14 protein-coding genes are annotated in these 16,920 nt (G+C 68.9%); 4 read left to right on the forward strand and 10 right to left on the reverse strand.

Annotated elements, in window-relative coordinates; translation table 11 throughout:
- On the reverse strand, positions 1 to 199 hold a 199-nt coding region (locus tag ABIA71_RS02715; RefSeq protein WP_354282931.1), incomplete at its 3' end, for a hypothetical protein.
- Between the two features lie 194 nt (positions 200 to 393).
- Between ABIA71_RS02715 and ABIA71_RS02720 the strand changes: the two genes are divergently transcribed.
- Positions 394 to 1,584 carry a benzoate/H(+) symporter BenE family transporter gene (locus ABIA71_RS02720; protein ID WP_354282933.1) on the forward strand — a complete coding sequence of 397 codons (1,191 nt, stop codon included), beginning with the start codon at positions 394 to 396 and terminating at the stop codon, positions 1,582 to 1,584.
- Positions 1,585 to 1,590: 6 nt separating this feature from the next.
- Here the strand turns inward: ABIA71_RS02720 and ABIA71_RS02725 are convergent, their stop codons facing one another.
- The 4 genes from ABIA71_RS02725 to egtB form a co-directional block, all read right to left on the reverse strand.
- On the reverse strand, positions 1,591 to 2,337 hold the full coding sequence (locus tag ABIA71_RS02725; RefSeq protein WP_354282935.1) for a GYF domain-containing protein: 747 nt from the start codon (positions 2,335 to 2,337) through the stop codon (positions 1,591 to 1,593).
- Between the two features lie 56 nt (positions 2,338 to 2,393).
- Positions 2,394 to 4,571, reverse strand: coding sequence for a lytic murein transglycosylase (locus tag ABIA71_RS02730; RefSeq protein WP_354282937.1), 2,178 nt, complete (start codon positions 4,569 to 4,571; stop codon positions 2,394 to 2,396).
- A 75-nt stretch (positions 4,572 to 4,646) separates the two neighbouring features.
- The gene (egtD, locus tag ABIA71_RS02735) at positions 4,647 to 5,621 is read right to left on the reverse strand and encodes an L-histidine N(alpha)-methyltransferase (protein WP_354282939.1); all 975 of its coding nucleotides are present in this window, start codon (positions 5,619 to 5,621) and stop codon (positions 4,647 to 4,649) included.
- Complete coding sequence (gene egtB, locus ABIA71_RS02740) at positions 5,618 to 6,907, reverse strand: ergothioneine biosynthesis protein EgtB (RefSeq protein WP_354282941.1); 1,290 nt, start codon at positions 6,905 to 6,907, stop codon at positions 5,618 to 5,620. The genes egtD and egtB overlap by 4 nt, the downstream gene beginning before the upstream one ends.
- Positions 6,908 to 7,076: 169 nt before the next feature.
- On the opposite strand from egtB, the gene ABIA71_RS02745 reads away from it, so the two are divergent.
- The gene (locus ABIA71_RS02745) at positions 7,077 to 8,384 is read left to right on the forward strand and encodes a GGDEF domain-containing protein (protein WP_354282943.1); all 1,308 of its coding nucleotides are present in this window, start codon (positions 7,077 to 7,079) and stop codon (positions 8,382 to 8,384) included.
- Here ABIA71_RS02745 and ABIA71_RS02750 read toward each other — a convergent pair.
- Entirely contained in the window at positions 8,363 to 8,752 is a 390-nt protein-coding gene (locus ABIA71_RS02750) for a YchJ family metal-binding protein (RefSeq protein ID WP_354282945.1), read from the reverse strand. The two genes, ABIA71_RS02745 and ABIA71_RS02750, sit on opposite strands and share 22 nt — an antisense overlap.
- Before the next feature lie 157 nt (positions 8,753 to 8,909).
- Between ABIA71_RS02750 and ABIA71_RS02755 the strand changes: the two genes are divergently transcribed.
- Positions 8,910 to 9,686: a sulfite exporter TauE/SafE family protein gene (locus tag ABIA71_RS02755; RefSeq protein ID WP_038691622.1), complete on the forward strand. Its 777-nt coding sequence runs from the start codon at positions 8,910 to 8,912 to the stop codon at positions 9,684 to 9,686.
- A 357-nt stretch (positions 9,687 to 10,043) separates the two neighbouring features.
- On the opposite strand, the gene ABIA71_RS02760 is transcribed toward ABIA71_RS02755, so the two are convergent.
- The 4 genes from ABIA71_RS02760 to folE form a co-directional block, all read right to left on the reverse strand.
- Positions 10,044 to 13,415, reverse strand: a complete 3,372-nt coding sequence (locus tag ABIA71_RS02760; protein WP_354282948.1) for an ATP-binding protein — start codon at positions 13,413 to 13,415, stop codon at positions 10,044 to 10,046.
- Between the two features lie 18 nt (positions 13,416 to 13,433).
- Entirely contained in the window at positions 13,434 to 14,135 is a 702-nt protein-coding gene (locus tag ABIA71_RS02765) for a DUF4194 domain-containing protein (RefSeq protein WP_128096855.1), read from the reverse strand.
- Positions 14,122 to 15,591 (reverse strand): DUF3375 domain-containing protein, encoded by a 1,470-nt coding sequence (locus ABIA71_RS02770; protein WP_038691616.1) that lies wholly within the window; start codon positions 15,589 to 15,591, stop codon positions 14,122 to 14,124. Before ABIA71_RS02770 ends, ABIA71_RS02765 begins: the two co-directional genes overlap by 14 nt.
- Positions 15,592 to 15,685: 94 nt before the next feature.
- Positions 15,686 to 16,288 carry a GTP cyclohydrolase I FolE gene (gene folE, locus ABIA71_RS02775; RefSeq protein WP_038691614.1) on the reverse strand — a complete coding sequence of 201 codons (603 nt, stop codon included), beginning with the start codon at positions 16,286 to 16,288 and terminating at the stop codon, positions 15,686 to 15,688.
- 160 nt (positions 16,289 to 16,448) lie between these two features.
- Here folE and ABIA71_RS02780 point away from each other — a divergent pair, with 160 nt between their 5' ends.
- On the forward strand, positions 16,449 to 16,904 hold the full coding sequence (locus ABIA71_RS02780) for a MarR family winged helix-turn-helix transcriptional regulator (RefSeq protein WP_038691612.1): 456 nt from the start codon (positions 16,449 to 16,451) through the stop codon (positions 16,902 to 16,904).
- Positions 16,905 to 16,920: the final 16 nt, after the last annotated feature.

The following is a 16,920-nucleotide window of genomic DNA, read 5'->3' on the forward strand; positions in this document are numbered from 1 at the left end:
CATTGTAGACCGGCTTATCTGCTTCGTCAACACCTTTTTTCAAGGCCGTTTCACCGAAGCGAAACGTTGTTGCCGATGCCGCTTCGTCGTTTGCCTCGAGAGGCTTTCGTCGTTGCGAGCCGCCTATTATGTCAGGCTTTTCGTTTCCGTCAACACCTTCTTTCGAAGGATGTTGCCGTCGCTGCGGGTGGGTGTTCACCGGGGTGAAGACCGCGTCGCAGCGAGGGAGCGAATACTAAAGACTTCTGAAAATTCGTCAAGGCTTTTCGTCGATCTTTTTCATCGACGCGTCATCAACGCGTGCTGCTCATCTACACGCGCGGCAGCACGCGCGTTGCGCGTGCTGCCGCAGGCTTGCTAACAATGCATGTCTAGTCGTCAGGGATGCATGCGATGTCTGAGGTAGCCAAGCGTTCGTTGTTGCGCGATCTGTCGTTGCCGTCGGTGATGGCCGGCTTCATTACGGTGCTGGTGGGCTTTGCCAGTTCGGCGGTGATCGTGTTCCAGGCTGCACGCGCGATGGGCGCGTCGCAGGCGCAGATCGCCTCGTGGATGTGGGCGCTTGGACTGGGCATGGGCATCACCTGTATTGGCCTGTCGCTGCGCTACCGCGTGCCGGTGGTGACGGCATGGTCGACCCCGGGTGCGGCCATGCTGGTGGTGGGCGCCGGCGCGGTGGGCTACAGCGATGCGATCGGTGCGTTCGTGCTGGCAGCGGTGCTGGGCATGATCGCCGGCTTCTCGGGGATCTTCGCGCGGCTGATGCAGCGCGTACCGATGGCGTTGGCCGCGGGCATGCTGGCCGGCGTGCTGCTGCGCTTTGGACTGGATGTGTTCGTGTCCATGCAGACGCAGTTGGGCATGGCCCTGGCGATGTTCGCCACCTGGTTGATCGGACGCCGGTTGTTCCCGCGCTATGCAGTCATCGCCACCCTGGGGGTGGGTATCGTCGTGGCGGCCGGCCAGGGCCTGCTGCATACGCAGGATGTCCGCCTGCAATTGGCCACGCCGGTGTTCACCTGGCCCACGTTGTCGTGGGCGGCAGTGATCGGGGTTGCCCTGCCCCTGTTCGTGGTGACCATGGCGTCGCAGAACATTCCGGGGGTGGCGGTGATCCGTGCCTCCGGCTACGACACTCCGGTATCCCCGGTCATCGGCTGGATCGGTGTGGCCAACACGGTGCTGGCCCCCTTCGGCGCGTTCGGACTCAACCTGGCGGCGATCACCGCCGCGATCTGCATGGGCCGCGAGGCGCATGAGGATCCCGCGCGCCGGTACACCGCCGCGGTGGCCGCCGGCGGCTTCTATATCGTGGTGGGTCTGTTCGGGGCGACAGTGGCGGCGGTGTTCGCCGCCTTCCCCAAGGAACTGGTGGCCTGCGTGGCCGGCATTGCCCTGTTCGGCACGATCGCCAACAGCCTGTCGATGGCGCTGCGGGAGGAGGCCGACCGCGAAGCGGCCTTGGTGACCTTCCTGGTCACCGCCTCCGGACTGTCACTGGCCGGCATCGGTTCGGCCTTCTGGGGGCTGGTGGCCGGGGGGATCTGCCTGCTGGTGCTGCGGCCGCCGGCAGCGCGCGGCTGAGCCGGATCAGGGATCCAGCAGGAAGGCCAACGCGCCGATCACCACGATGTAGAGGGCCATGCCAACAAACACCGCCGACCAGCGGGTGCCGCCCAGGCCAGCCAGTGCGGCGTGCTGGGCCGCTGCATCACCGGGATGACGTGCCTCGGCCAACGCGATCATCCGCTGGGCATGCCGCAGGTACAGGTGATTGCCCACGGAACCGGCCGCGACGCTGGCGGCCACGGTGATCACCAGCGATGCGCTGTCGCTGGCCCCGGCCAGGGTTTCCAGGATGGACGCGACGGTGAGCGCACCGATCCACATGGCCGCCACCGCATACATACGGCGGTACAGCATCCAGAAGGCGCCGAACAGGAAGGCCGGCCAGTTCCAGGCAGTGGTGCTGGCAGCCTTGCCGTCGGTCGCCAGGTCCAGGCGCCATTTGCGGCGGTACACCGGGAAGTTGCGGCCGACAAAGGCGGCATACGCCTGCTCACCCGGCGCCAGGGGTTGCTGGGCCTGCATGACGGTGGGATCGAAGGCCGACGCCGGCGCAGCGTAGGGATCCTGGGACGGCTCGACCGGCGTCGGCGCGGACACCGCCAGCTCGGCCACGCCATGCAGGGGTTGCCACTGGGCCATGCCCTGGCGCCAGACCAGCGTGTCGGCGGTGATCTGGCCCTGCCCCAGCAACTGCTGCAGCTGCACGGCGGGCACCGGTCCCTGACGCTGTTGCTGGTGATCGGCGTAGTACCACGGGGTATCGGACATGACTCGTTCCTTGAGGGAGAGGCACCGGGTCGCCCGTCCGGGCGCCGGCTGAAGGGTTACAGGGACAGCACGCGGAAGGTCTGGGTGAGCGTGTGGCTGGCGCCGGCAGGCAGGGTGATCACATCCGGGCCGGCGTTGGCCGCTTCCAGACAGACATAGTTTCGCCAGCCCGCACCGACGTCGGCCATGCCTGCCGCCCCCGCCTGGCCCGGGTTCCAGGCCACCAGCGAGCGGCTGCTCTGGGTGGTGATCTCGATGCGCCGCTTCAGCCCGGGGTCCTTGAGCACGTAACGGCCGCCGGCGGCGGTGTAGATGCGGTCGCTGCGGCCGGGATCGCGCGGGTCGCGCAGGTTCCAGTCGCCCTGCTGCACGCGCGGGGTGGCGTAGTTCTCGAACTTGTCCAGATAGGTGAGGCCATCCAGCCCCTGCACGTCCACGGCCGTGGCGTCGTCCACCCGGAAGTAATTGTGCAGGGCCTGAGTGAAGCTGACCGGCTGGCTGCCGGCGTTCTCGGTGATCAGGCGCTGCTCGAGCGTGCGGCCGATGCGCAGCTGCATGGTCAGGCGCAGGGACAGGTTGTCCAGCGGCGGCGGGGCCAGGGTAAGCAGGACGGTGCCGTCGGCGTCGCGGCGCGCCTCTTTGAGTGTCCATGCCACGTTGCGCACGAATCCATGCGAGGGCACGTCGGTGCCCTGCCCCTGGCGGCCGAAGTACGGCCAGCACACCGGGCTGCCGCCCCGGATCGGGGTGGGCAGCGCCTGCGCGCTGGGTGACAGCCACAGGACATCCTGGCCGCCCTTGGGAACATAGGACAGCAGCTGCCCGCCGAACACCGATATGGCGGCGCTGGCAAACGGGGTGTCCACCTTCCAGGCGGGGAAGTCCTGCACGGTGCCCAGGCTCAGGCCCTCCACCTTGGGCAGGGCGGCGCTGGGGCCGGCCGGGGACTGCACCAGGCGGGCGTGGTTGGGCGGCAGGGTGAACACGGTGGATGCGGGCATGGTGGTCGAAGGTGTCGGAATGGGAGGCGCACTGCGCAATGCAGTGAGGATGCGTTGGCCGGCGCGGCCGTCGGTGGTGGTCCAGCCCAGGCGCTGCTGCTCGATCTGGATGGCGCGGCGGGTGGCGGTGCCGACCATGCCGTCGGCGGCACCGATGTCATGCCCCCGGGCGAGCAGCAAGGTCTGCAGTTCGCGGCGTTCACGGCGGCCGATGCCGGGGTCGTCGGTGGGCCATGCCGCCACGGTGCCGTTGCCGCCGCGCAGGCGGTCGGCCAGGGTGGCGATGGCCAGTGCATAGCTTTCGGCAGCGTTGTAGGCGTAGATCGCGTCGTAGTTGCGGAACACCAGCCAGGCCGGTCCCTTGGCACCGGTGGGCAGCAGCAGTGCGGCGTTGCTGTCCTCGGGCAGGCCGACCGGGGCCAGCGCGCCACCGCCGACCGGGGCGATGCCCAGTGCGCGCCAGCTGGCCAGCGGCTTGCGCTGGGTGCGCCCGGCCAGCGCCGGGTTGAACCCGGGCGGGAGACGGACCTCGATGCCCCACGGCTGACCGGTGCGCCAGCCGGCCTTGGCCAGGTAGTTGGCGGTGGAGGCCAGGGCGTCTGGAATGCTGGCGACCAGGTCGCGCCGACCGTCGCCGTCACCGTCCACGGCGATGCGCGCATAGGTGGACGGCATGAACTGGGTGTGGCCGAAGGCGCCGGCCCACGAGCCGGTGAGGCCTTCGGCCTGCAGGTCGCCGGCGTCAAGCAGCGTGAGCAGGGCGAGCAGTTCGCCGCGGAAGAATGGCTGGCGGCGGCCATTGCACGACAGCGTGGCCAGCGACTGGAGCAGCGGGCGCTTGCCGAACACGCGGCCGTAATCGCTCTCTACGCCCCACACCGCCACGATGGTGGCCGGGTCGACGCCGTACTGGGCGGACACCCGGTTCAACAGGTCGCGGTGCTCGACCAGGCGCGCGCGACCGTCGTCGACGCGCTGGCTATCGACCAGCGCGGCCAGGTAGTCCCACAGCGGCGTGGTGAATTCGGGTTGCGCGTCGAGCAGCGGCAGCACGCTCAGGTCGGGCGTCAGGCCGGCAGTGAAGCGCGCGAAGCCCGCCGCACTGATGCCCTGCTTGATCGCCTGCGGCTGCAGGGTGGCCAGGCAGCGGTCGAAATCGTCCTGCGGTGCGGCCGCGACCGAAGCGCTGGCCAGGCAGAGCGCGCCGAGCAGCCAGCGGAGGGAAGACCTCATTGGCGGGAATCCTTGCAGCCAAGTGAACCTGCATCATAGCGGCACGCTGCGGTGTGCCGGATGCGCAATGCCGTTTCAGGCCGCCTGCAGCAGGCGCAGACCAAAGGCCGGTGTGCTTGCGGTCCAGCTTGCGCACACGCGCAGGCCGGCCTGGGCAGCCAGTGCCGCGAACGAGGCCTCGGTGTATTTGTGGCTGTATTCAACGGTCATCGCTTCGCCTTCGGCGAAATCGAAGGCGCGCCCGGCCACCTCCACCCGCTGCGCCCGGGTGCTGACCAGATCGGTTTCGATGCGCAGCCGCTCCACGCTGTAACGGGCGCGATGCTGGAAGCCGTCGAGATCGAAGTCGCTGCCGATCTCGCGGTTGAGCCGGGCCAGCAGGTTGAGGGTAAAGGCGGCGGTGACGCCGGCCGCGTCGTTGTAGGCCGCTTCGATCAGCGCAGGGTCCTTGTGCAGGTCGATGCCGATCAGGGCCAGCCCTTGGGCGCCCATGGTCTGGCGCATCGCCTGCAGCAGCGCGACCGCGTCGGGTTCGGCGAAGTTGCCCAGCGTGGAACCCGGGAAGAACAGCAGCCGGCGGGCGGGCTCGCGCTGCGGTTCGGGCAGCTGCACCGGGCGGGTGAAGTCGGCGCAGACCGGCAACATTTCGATATCCGGCAGGGCCACGGCCAGCCGCGCGATGCTGGCCAGCAGCGCGGCACGGGAAATTTCGATGGGGGTGTAGGCCACCGGGTCGGCAAGCGCGTGCAGCAGCAGCTCGGTCTTGCGGCCGCTGCCGCTGCCCAGTTCGACCACGTGCAGGCGCGGACCGACCACGCCGGCGATGTCGGCGGCACAGTCCTGCAGCAGCTGCAGCTCGGTGCGCGTGGGGTAGTACTCGGGCTGGCGGGTGATCTGTTCGAACAGCGCCGAACCGCGCGCGTCGTAGAAGTACTTGGAGGGCAGCTGCCGCGGTCGGCTGGACAGGCCCTGCAGGATGTCGGCGGTGATCCGGGCGCGATCAGGCTGCAGGTCGGTGAGCGCCTCGAGCGCGTCGGTGACGGTGCTCATGTCGGGTCCCGCGCCAAGCGCACGCCGGCGAACTGCCAGCGCGCCGAGGGGGCGAAGAAGTTGCGGTAGCTGGCGCGCACGTGCGCGTCGGGGGTGGCGCAGCTGCCGCCGCGCAGGATCCATTGGCCGTTCATGAATTTACCGTTGTATTCGCCGAGGTTGCCGGCGAAGGGGCGAAAGCCCGGATAGGCACCGTAGGCGCTGCTGGTCCATTCCCAGACATCGCCGAACAGCTGCAGGAGGCCGTGGTCGCCTGCCGGGGCGCCGCGCGGGTGGAGGTGGTCGGCGTCGGCAAAGTGGCCGTGTGGCGGGACGCCGGCGGCCGCGGCTTCCCATTCGAACTCGGTGGGCAGGCGCGCGCCCTGCCAGCGGGCGTAGGCGTCGGCTTCGAAATAGCTGAGGTGGCAGACCGGTGCATGCGGGTCCAGCGGGCGCCAGCCGCCCAGGGTGAACTCGCGCTCCAGCGCGTCGTCCCAGTACAGCGGATGCTGCCAGCCTTCGGCCTGGCACAGCGCCCAGCCCTCGCTCATCCACAGGCCCACCTCGGCATAGCCGCCGGCCGCGATGAACTGCCGGTATTCGGCATTGCTGACCGGGCGGTTGGCCAGGGCATGGGCCGGCACCAGTACGCGATGCACGGGCGATTCGTTGTCGTAGGCGAACGCGGGATGGGCGGGCCAGGCGGGCGCGCCGATCTCGACGATCTGCTCGGGGCTGTCATGCCAGCGCAGGGGCGTGGGGGTGGCCTGCGGGTAGACCAGATCGTCGCGGTACGCCGGTTGCAATGGGTTGCACCACAGCGCGTGCTTGATGTCGGTGAGCAGCAGCTCCTGGTGTTGCTGCTCGTGGTGCAGGCCCAGCAGCAGCTGGTGACAGGCCTGCGGGGCGAGCGCGTCGGCCTGCAGCAGCGCGATCACCTGCTGATCGACCACGCCGCGGTAGTGCAGCACCTGCTCCAGCGAGGGCCGCGAGAGCAACCCGCGCTGCGGACGCGCGTGCGCCGGGCCGATGCTCTGGTAATAGCTGTTGAACAGGTAATGCCACTCGGCATTGAAGGGCACGTGGCCGGGCTGGCTGGCCAGCACGAAGCGCTCGAAGAACCAGGTGGTATGGGCCAGGTGCCATTTGCTGGGGCTGGCGTCGGGCATGCTCTGCACCATCGCATCCTCGGCGCTCAGCGGTGCCGCCAGCGCAACACTGCGCGCGCGGATGCCGGCGTAACGGGCCGCAAGCGCAGCGGCAGGGGATGTGGCGGCGGGCGGTGGCGAGGCGACGGCGGTGTTCATCGCGGTCAGGATCGACCAGCGCCGGTGAGCGGGACGTCATGGCAAGGCACACGTGGCGTGACACGCTCAAGTTGAATACGCAGCGGCCGCTATCGGGAAGACCATCGCCTGCGTGGTCCGGTTTGCACCTGCAGCCCTGGCGCGCCGGCCTGCTTTCGTGGAACCGTTCTTGCCCAGTCACCCACTACGCCAGCCCGGCCATTACCTGTTCCTGCTGCCTGCCCTGCTGGTAGGCGTGGGGGTGTGGTCGGCCACGCCGGCCGACGAGGTGGGCAGTGCGATGCACCGCATTCTGCCGCTGGTGCTGACTTGCCTGGGTACCGGCCTGGGCCTGGTCTACAACCGCGTGCGTGCGGTGTGCCTGCTGCTGGCGATCGCGCTGGCGTTTGCCGTGCTGCACGGGCTGGTGGGCAGCTTTCTCAACACCGGCGCGGTCAGCGCGCTGACGCCGCTGGTGTTCCATGCGGTGTCGCTGTGGCTGCCGCTGCTGTTTGCGTTGCACGGGCTGTGGCCCGAACGCGGCCGGATGCGCCAGGACCTGCTGCTGCGCGGCGTCGTCAGTGGCGTGGCGGTCGGTGTGTTCGCGCTGCTGGCTGCACAGGGGCCGCAGGGCATGCACGACCTGCTGTCGAACCATCACTGGCCCTGGTTGCCAACCGGCTGGAGCCGCCTGGCCCAGGTGCCGACGGTCGCCTTCGTGGTGGCCCTGCTTGGGCTGGCGGTGCAGGCGCTGCGCCAGCCGCGCCCGCTGCATACGGCGATGCTGGTGGCCTTGCTGGTGGTGTGGGCGATGCTGCCGCGCGTGTTCCTGTCGCCGGCCCTGCTACCGGCGTTGGCCAGCACGGCCCTGCTGTTGCTGGTGTCGGCGATGCTGCAGGAGTCCTTCCACATGGCCTATCGCGATGAACTCACCGGCCTGCCCGGGCGGCGGGCGCTGAACGAGTGCCTGCAGCGGGTGGGGGCCACCTACACGATCGCGATGGTGGACGTGGACCACTTCAAGCGCTTCAACGATACCCATGGCCATGACAACGGCGATGACGTGCTGAAGCTGGTGGCCGCGCGCCTGGCGGGCGTGGGCGGTGGTGGGCGTGCGTTCCGCTACGGTGGCGAAGAGTTCGCGCTGGTGTTCCTGGACCGCCCTGCCCCGGCCTGCGTGGATGCGGTGGAAGCGGTCCGGGCCACCGTGGAAGGTACCCGGCTGCAGTTGCGCGACCGCGCCGCCCGCGACCGCGACGATGCGGTGGGCCGGCTGCAGCGGGGCCGCGGCGGCGCCGGTACGGTGGTGCAGGTAACGGTGAGCATCGGCATGGCCGACAACCGGGTGGGCGACACCCCGCAGGCGGTGCTGAAGGCCGCCGACCAGGCGCTGTATGCGGCCAAGGACGCCGGGCGCAACTGCGTCCGTGCGCACGGCCAGCAGCGGCCGGTGGCGGTGCGCAGCCGCGAGGCGGCTCAGGGCAGCGCGTCGAGGTAGAACCAGCGGCCGTCTTCGCGGACGAAGCGGCTGTGTTCCATCATTTTGACCGCACTGCCGCCGCCCACCTTGTAGCGGGCGGTGAACGCGACCTGGGCGTGGTCCGGGTCGGTGGTGGTGTGCGTGCGGATGGTCAGGCCCAGCCACTGGGTGCGCTGGCCGGGCGCTTCGTCCAGCGACAGCGCGTCCGGGCGCGTGGACGGATGCCAGCTGGCCAGCAGGTAGTCCGGCAGCAGTTTTACGTAGGCGCTGTAGCGCGAACGCATCAGGGCTTCGGCGTCGGGCGCGGCGGCGCCTGCATGGTAGAGGCCGCAGCAGGCGGTGTAGGCCAGCGGGCGACCGCAGGGACAGGGGGCGGATGTGCTCATGGGGGTATTGTCGCGCGTTTGGGTGGGTGCGCCGTAGGTACCGACCGTTGGTTGGTACATGACCGCGCTGGCGGAGGGCAGCCGACCAACGGTCGGCTCTACCCCGGGTGGGGGGCCGGGCGTATGCTTGCGCGCCTTGTGTCGCGAAGTTGCTGCCGTGCTCGAGCTGGTTCCCCCTGAGCTGTTGTGGTTGGTGGCGATCGCCTTTATCGCCGGCCTGGTCGATGCCGCGGTGGGTGGCGGTGGGCTGGTGCAGTTGCCGGGTCTGTTCACGGTGCTGCCGCAGCACACGCCGGCGATGCTGTTTGGCACCAACAAATTCAGTTCGATGTTCGGGACCGGCGCGGCCGCATGGCGCTATGCGCGCAATGTGCGCTTCCCGTGGCGGCCGGTGTTGTTCGCGGCGGGCACGGCGTTCGTGTTTTCCTTCGCGGGGGCCACTGCGGTGAGCCTGTTGCCCAAGGACGCGGTGCGCCCGCTGGTGCTGGTGCTGCTGGTGGCGATGCTGGGCTACACGTTGTGGAAGAAGGACTTCGGCGCGCTGCACCGGCCGCGCGAGATCGGTCGCAAGGAGCTGGGCACGGCGCTGGCGATCGGCGCGGTGATCGGCTTCTATGACGGCTTCTTCGGCCCGGGTACGGGCAGTTTCCTGATCTTCCTGTTCGTCCGCTTCTTCGGGCTGGACTTCCTGCGCGCGTCGGCGGCGTCGAAGGTGGTGAACCTGGCGACCAACGTGGCGGCGATCTCGTTCTTCGTGCCGACCGGCAACATCCTGTGGCTGTTCGCGCTGCCGATGGCCGCGGCCAACATCATCGGCTCGGTGGTGGGCACGCGGCTGGCGCTGCGTGGCGGCACGCCGTTCATTCGCAAGCTGTTCGTGGGACTGGTGGTGGTGCTGATCGCGCGGATGGGGTGGGATACGTTCGGCGGGTAACCCGTAGCGCGGGGCTCTGCCCCGCTGCGGAGGGTGCGAACGGGGCGGAGGGCAGCCGACCAACGGTCGGCTCTACCTGGTGCGGGGATTGACGTAGAGCGGGGCTCTGCCCCGCTGCGTGGGTGCGAACGGGGGCGGAGGGCAGCCGACCAACGGTCGGCTCTACCTGGTGCGGGGTTGATGTAGAGCGGGGCTCTGCCCCGCTGCGTGGGTGCGAACGGGGGCGGAGGGCAGCCGACCGACGGTCGGCTCTACCTGGTGCGGGGATTGACGTAGAGCGGGGCTCTGCCCCGCTGCGTGGGTGCGAACGGGGGCGGGGCAGCCGACCAACGGTCGGCTCTACCTGGGGTGGGCGCGTCAGGCGACCGGTTCGGCGTCCTGCTGGCGGCTGCGTTCGGGCAGCTTCAGTCGCTTGGCTTCTTCGTCGTATTCGATCAGCAGGACGCCGGAGTCGTGGCGGCCGCTGATTTCGACGAAGCAGGCGCCGCCGATGAACGGCTCCAGCGTCATCACCGACTTCAGCGGCGTGGCCACCACCATCTGGAAGCCGAAGTTCTCGAAGATGTTCATCGCCAGCGCGGTGAACTCGTTGTCGGCCTTGTCGAACGCTTCGTCCAGCACCACGGCGGCATAGCTGGGCAGCTGGCTTTCGGCACCGCCCAGCTGGTAGCGCAGCGCGGCGGCCAGGCACGTGGTGGCCAGCTTCTGCCGCTGGCCACCGGACTTGCCGGCGCCGCTGCGGTAGATCTCCACCTGCTGGCGGGTCGCCGCATCCAGCTCGACGCCGATGAACTCCACGTGCAGGCGCACGTCGAGCACGTTCTCGCGCCAGCGGCGGTCTTCGCCTTCCTGCGAGCCCAGCCGCTTGACCAGCTCGCGCAACACGGCGAACTGCGCCTCGGCCAGCTCGCGTTCTTCGGTCTGGTGGTGCGACAGCACTTCGCGTAGTTGCTGGTGGAACTCCAGCACCTCCGGCAGGCGCCGGTCGCTGAGCTCGATGGTGAGCAGGGTGCCGCGGTTGAACGGTACCTGCTCCAGCGAGGCGTTGACCTCGTCCAGGCGCTGGCCGATCGACTTGCGGGCCTCGGCGCTGTGCCGCTGGAGGGCCAGCAGGTTGTTCTTGCTCTGGTTCTGCAGCAGGTCGAAGAAACGCTCTTCGTGCTGCGGCAGGCCATCGCGTTCCAGGCGCTGCAGGCGGGCCAGGAAATCCTCGGCCGAGGCAACCGACGCGGTGAAATCGCCGGATTCCTCCGGCCATGCCTGGGCGAAGCGCCGGAAGCAGGCCACCAGCTGCGTCTCGACGCGGTGCACGTCGTGCTGCGAGGCTGCCAGGCTTTCGTTGATGCCCTTGCTGATCTCGCGCATGTGCGCTTCCAGCGTTTCCAGGCTCAGCCCACCCAGTGCATCGAGGCGACGCTGCAGCCCGGCTTCCTGGGTGGCCCCGAGCGCCGGCAGTACCAGGGCGCGGCTGCGCTGGCGCTGGGCGTCGAGCTTGTCGCGTTCGCGCGCGTGCTGGGCAAGCTCGACGCGGGTGTCTTCGTAGGTGCGGCGTGCCTGCGCGATGTCGGCGCGGGCCTGGTCGATCTGCTGGGCCAGGCGGGCCAGGTCGGCGTTGCCTTCCTTCAGTTCGCGCAGCGAGGCGGCAATGTCATCCAGGCGCTGGGCCGCCGTTGCAACGTCCACTTCCTCCCAGACGAAGTTGACCAACTGGTTGCAGGCCAGGCGGCGGTCATTGTCGCGGTCGCGCTGGCTGCGCAGCCGGACAACATCTTCGTCGCACGCGGCGATGCGTTGCGCCAGTTCCTGCGCTTCCTTGCGGAACAGCGCCAGCTTTTCGGTGTTGCTGAAGCCCAGCAGCCAACGGCGACGGTCGCTGATGGAATTGCGGTCGTCCTTTTCGAAGCGGTCGCCCGGATGCTTGACCTGGCCTTCGCGGGAAATGCCGCGGTCGACATCGCGCAGCTGCTTGGCCTCCACGCATTCGTAGTCGTAGCGCTTGCCCAGCTCGCGGCGCAGCCACGGTTCGAACACGCTGTCGCGGAACTCCAGCTTGTGCAGCAACGAACGCGCGGACGGTTCGCGGGCGATGGCATCGTCATTGCGGCGCACGCGGTAGTAGGTCAGCCGCATGCCAAGGTGGGTGCGATTCACCCACGCGTTGACCTCGTTGTAGTGCTTGTCTTCCACCAGCAGCGACTGCGCGAAGCCGAACAGCACGCGCTCGATCGCGCCCTGCCAGGCGCCGTCCTGCTGGCGGACCTGGATCAGTTCGCCCACGAACGGCAGCGCAGCTTCGGGCACGCCGGTCTCTTCGGCCAGGCGGCTGCGCAGCTTCTGCAGCGGCGCGGGAATGCTCGACGGGTTGCGCTCCATCGCCTCCAGTTCGGCACGAACATCGCCGAACCGGCGGGTATCGTCCTGCTTGCCGGCCAGGCGTTCGGTGATGGCATCGTCCAGCGCGGCGGCGGCCTGCTGGCGATTGTCCAGCTCGCCCTGCGCGCGGGCGATCAGCTGGGCGAAACCGTGCGCATCGTCGGGCACTGTCTCCTGCAGCTTGCCGGCGGCCTGCCGGGCCTGGTCATGCTTGGCCTGGCGGCGGTCGCGTTCGGCCTGGGCGCGGCCTTGCTCGCGTTCCAGCTCTTCGATGCGCTCGCCACCCTGTTGGCGCCGCTGCAGTTCCAGCCCGGCCAGGTGTTCTTCGTGGTTGGCCAGGGTCTGGCGGCGCTGGGTTTCTTCGCCGAGCAGCCCGCGGTGGCGCACGTCGATGTCGTGCAGGCGCTTTTCCAGCAGCTGCTGAAGGCGCGATTCGCGGAAGCTGTCCAGGCCGAGCTTCAGGGTTTCCTCATCGGCACGCTGCAGGTTCATCGCCTTCAGCTCGGCGTGCAGTGCACGCGCGGGCAGCAGCGTTTCCACCTGGCGGCGTGCGGTAACTACGGACGTGTGCGCGCCATCGAGTTCGGCGAAGTCGCTGACCAGCCGTTCGGAGGCGTCGAACGTCTTGGGCGTGTCCAGCATGAAGTCGCGCAGGAAGACGTTGAGGTCGCCCAGGTTCTTGGCCGACTGCGTCTTGTGCAGCAGGCGCAGCGCCATTTCATTGTCGATGCCCAGCAGGTGCCGGAAGCGTTCGGCGTAGCCGACGAAGCTGTCGAAGTGGTGCACGTCGCCCAGGCGCTGCTTGAGCTTGCGCAGGTCCAGGTCGAAGCCGCCCAGGTCCTTGGCGATGTCGAACGGCCGCTCGGCAATCAGGTAGTGCTTGCGCACGTCGGCGGCGGCCGCGCCGTTGCCGGCAATCCAGAACAGGCGCACCAGGCTGACCACGCGGCCATCGCCGGCGCGGTATTCCAGCACCAGCGCGGTCCAGGTGGCACCCTTGCGCAGGTACTGGGTGGCGATTTCGCCGGTGCCCCGATCCTGCTGGTCGGCCCACGCGCCGCGCACGTAGGACACCAGGTTGCGGTCGCGGCCACTGCGTTCGGCTTCGCGCGCGGCGGCGTTGAAGTCAACGATCGACGGCGGCACCAGCATGGCCGACATGGCATCGAGCAGGGTCGACTTGCCCGAACCCGACCGGCCCACGAACAGGAAGCCGCGCTCGGCGATCGGCACTTCGGTCAGGCCGTTGAAGGTGCCCCAGTTATGCACCTGCAGGCGGCGCATGCGGAACTGCTGCAGCCGCGGATCGGGCAGCCCGTCATTGAACAGGGCGGGGGTGTGCTTGGAAATGGCCATGCGTTATCGGTGGTCCGTTCAGGCTTTTGCTGCGGGGGTGTCGCGCAACTGGCGGTACACGTTGGACAGCGCGGAGACGTCTTCGGCGGAGAACAGCAGCTTCAAGGCCGGCGACACTTCGTGGCGGTCGTCCTGGCCGGCGAGGCGGGTCAGGATGTGGTTTTCCTTCATCTTCTGCACCGCCGCGGCAACGCGACGATTGAAGCCGGCGCGGTCGGTGGACAGGTTCTTTTCGTAGATGGCCAGGGCCTCGGCCATCTCGGTGTCGGCCACCACCGCGCGATTGCCGCGCGCATCGGCCTCGGCCAGCTGCTGGCGCAGGTACAGCAGCAGCACCGAGTCGATGAAGGTCAGCGGCGAGCTGCGCAGCAGCACCGGCGCGTCGATGTCTTCGGTGTCGGCCTGGCGGGTGAACGCCACGCCGCTGTCGCGGTCCAGCACCAGTTCCAGGAACAGGTCGGCCAGCGCCGAGCGGATGGCCGCCTCGCTGCGGATCAGGGCCGGCCACAGCTTGGCGTGGCGCAGCTGGTCGATGCTGGGGCCGATCAGCAGCTGGCACAGCGCGCGGCGCCCATCCAGCGGCAGCCGCCCGGTGTCGCCCATGTAGAACACGTCATTGCTTCGCCGCGGCAGCGGCGTCACCACCACCGGTTCGGCGTCGTGATCGTCTGCGGCCCCATCGGTGGGGGCGACGTCATGGGAATCTTCATGCCAGTTCATGGCGTTTCTCCTGGGTGAACCAAACCAGCGGGATGCGGGCGCGTCGCCACTGTCCATCGCCGCCACGCCAATGGGCGGTTTCCTGTTCGCCGTCCACCACGGTGCCGTGGCGGGTGCCCAGCGACAGGTAGCCGATCACGCTGCCCAGCCCCTGCGGCGCTTCGCGCTGCGACAGGGCCTGGGCGATGCTCAATTTCGGTTGCGCGCCCAGCAGTTCGTGCAGGTCGCGGCGCAGGGTGCGGAAGTCGATTTCCGACGATGCCACCAGGTCGCCGACGCTTTCCAGGCTGATGCTGGCCGCGTCGTTGCGCTGCACGCTGCCGTCCACCTGCGCGCTGCGCGGGTCGTGCAGCTTCCATTGCGACCACGAGCGCAGGCGGCTGGTGGTGAGCTGCAGGTCGCGGCCGATCGGGCGCTGGGCGGAGAATTCGTCGCGCAACGCCAACGCTTCGGACTGGGCCTGCTTGAGCAGCTGGTTGAGCCGGCGCTGTTCCAGGTAGCCCCGGCTCTGCACGAACCCGCGCAGGCTGCGCGCGAAGTGCTGCAGCACATCGTGGACCTGGCCGCCGCGGTCGAGCATGGTGCCGGTGAAGCCGCGCAGGAAGGCGCGCTCGTTGCGGTCCAGCTTGCGCGCGAAGCCCCGTGCCAGCACCGCCTCCAGCGCAGCATCCAGCTGGGCGCTCTGTTCGGCATCGTTGAGCAACCGCCAGAACGCCTGGAAGCTGCGCCCGGCGTCGCTGTCGCCGATCACGTCCACGCCCTCGAACAACCGGGACAGCACGTCGCCGCGCTCGCTTTCGTCGTCGATGATGCGTTCGCGGAATTCGCGGTTGAGGCGTTCGAAGTCATCGCGCACGCGGCGGAAGTCTTCGGTCAGGTCGTCGGCCAGGCCGATGATCTGGCGCGCGCGTTCCAGCGCGCGCTTGCCGTCCAGCGCCACCACCCGGCCCTCGCCCACCCGCGCGATCTCCGCGTCGATGCGGTCGCGTTCGTCGCGCAATGCGGAGAGGCGCGCATCCGGGTTGGATTCGGTCTGCGCCGCCAGCTGCGAGAGCTGCTCGATCACCAGCGCCAGCCGGCTTTCGGTGGCCGCCACGCGGCTCTGCTCCAGGCTGTCGGCGAACCGGATGGCCTGCAGTGCCTGGGTGGACAGCTCGTACTGCTCCTGGTCGGCGCCGTCGGGCAGGCGTCGCTCCAGCCAGCCTTGGGCCAGCCAGTGGGCGATATAGGCCTGGGCGGTACGCGGCAGCTCGCGCGAGAGTTCCTCGCCGTTGAGCTGGTCCAGCGCGCGCTGCAGGCGTTCATGCAGGGCGGCGGCCGGCAGGGTGCGCTCGCCATCCATCAGCAGGCTCTGCAGCAGGCCGATGATTTCCGGGGCGTTGGCCGCGGCCAGCAGCTTCCACTGGGGCTGTTCGCGCAGGGTGCGGTAACGGGTGATGCGTTCGCGGTGCTTCATGCAGCCAGGACATCCGGAAGAACACCGCGCGGCCGGACGCCGCGCAGCAGGAAGGGAACCGGCCCGGCACGATGGTGCCGGGCGCGCGGCAGGTTCAGCGCTTGCCGCCCACTTCGATGAAGCGCAGGAACTCGGCGCGGGTGCGGGCGTCCTCGCGGAAGCTGCCCAGCATCTTGGAGGTGACCATGCTGACGCCGCGCTTGTGGATGCCGCGGGTGGTCATGCACTCGTGCGCACCTTCCACCACCACGCCCACGCCCACCGGCTGCAGCACGTCCTGGATGCACTGGGCGATCTGGGCGGTCATCTTTTCCTGCACCTGGAAGCGGCGTGCATAGGCTTCGACCACGCGGGCCAGCTTGCTGATGCCCACCACCTTGCCGGCCGGCAGGTAGCCCACGTGCACGCGGCCGATGATCGGGGCCATGTGGTGTTCGCAGTGGCTTTCGTACTCGATGTCGCGCAGCACGATCAGTTCGTCGTAGCCGGCCACTTCCTCGAAGGTGCGCTCCATGTAGGCGCGCGGGTCGTCGCGGTAGCCGCTGAACCAGTCACCGTAGGCTTCGGCCACGCGCCGCGGGGTATCCAGCAGGCCTTCGCGGGTGGGGTCTTCACCGGCCCAGCGCAGCAGGGTGCGCACGGCCGATTCGGCATCGGCCTGGGTGACCGGGGTGGCGTCGTTGTCTTTCTTGCTCATTACATACAGCACCCGAAGGGGGGCGAGCATCGTACCCGACAGAGCCCTCGGGCGTCCCACGCCACCGGCCCGGGACGTACCCCGACGGGCCCGGCGTTGGGCCGCGGTTGGGCTGGGGGTATTGATAGGATGGAAATTAGTAGTATCCTATCGATCTGCCATGAAACGTACTCTCGACGAACGTACCCAGCTGCAGATGCAGCTCAGCTCCGGCCTGCTTTACGCAGGGCGGCAATGGCAGCGCCTGGCCGACCAGGCCCTGGGCAGCTATGGCATTTCCGCGGCGTGCACCATGCCGCTGCTGATGATCGGGCGCGCCGGCGGCGGTATCCGCCAGGTGACGCTGGCCCAGCAGCTGGGTATGGAAGGTCCGTCCCTGGTGCGCCTGCTGGACAAGCTTTCGGCCAGCGACCTGGTCCGCCGCGAATGCGATGCCAGCGACCGCCGCGCCAACCTGCTGTGGCTCACCGACAAGGGCGAGGCCCTGGTGAGCCAGCTGGAGACCCAGCTGATCGGGCTGCGCCAGGACGTGTTCGGTGAGCTGTCCGTGGACGAACTGCGCACCGTGCTGAAGCTCTGGCAGCTGCTGGCCGATGCGGCCGACCGCGTGACGTAAGCGTTGCCCCGTTGTA

Origin of the sequence: Stenotrophomonas sp. 2619 (assembly GCF_040548725.1) — a bacterium.
Classification (GTDB): domain Bacteria; phylum Pseudomonadota; class Gammaproteobacteria; order Xanthomonadales; family Xanthomonadaceae; genus Stenotrophomonas; species Stenotrophomonas maltophilia_AP.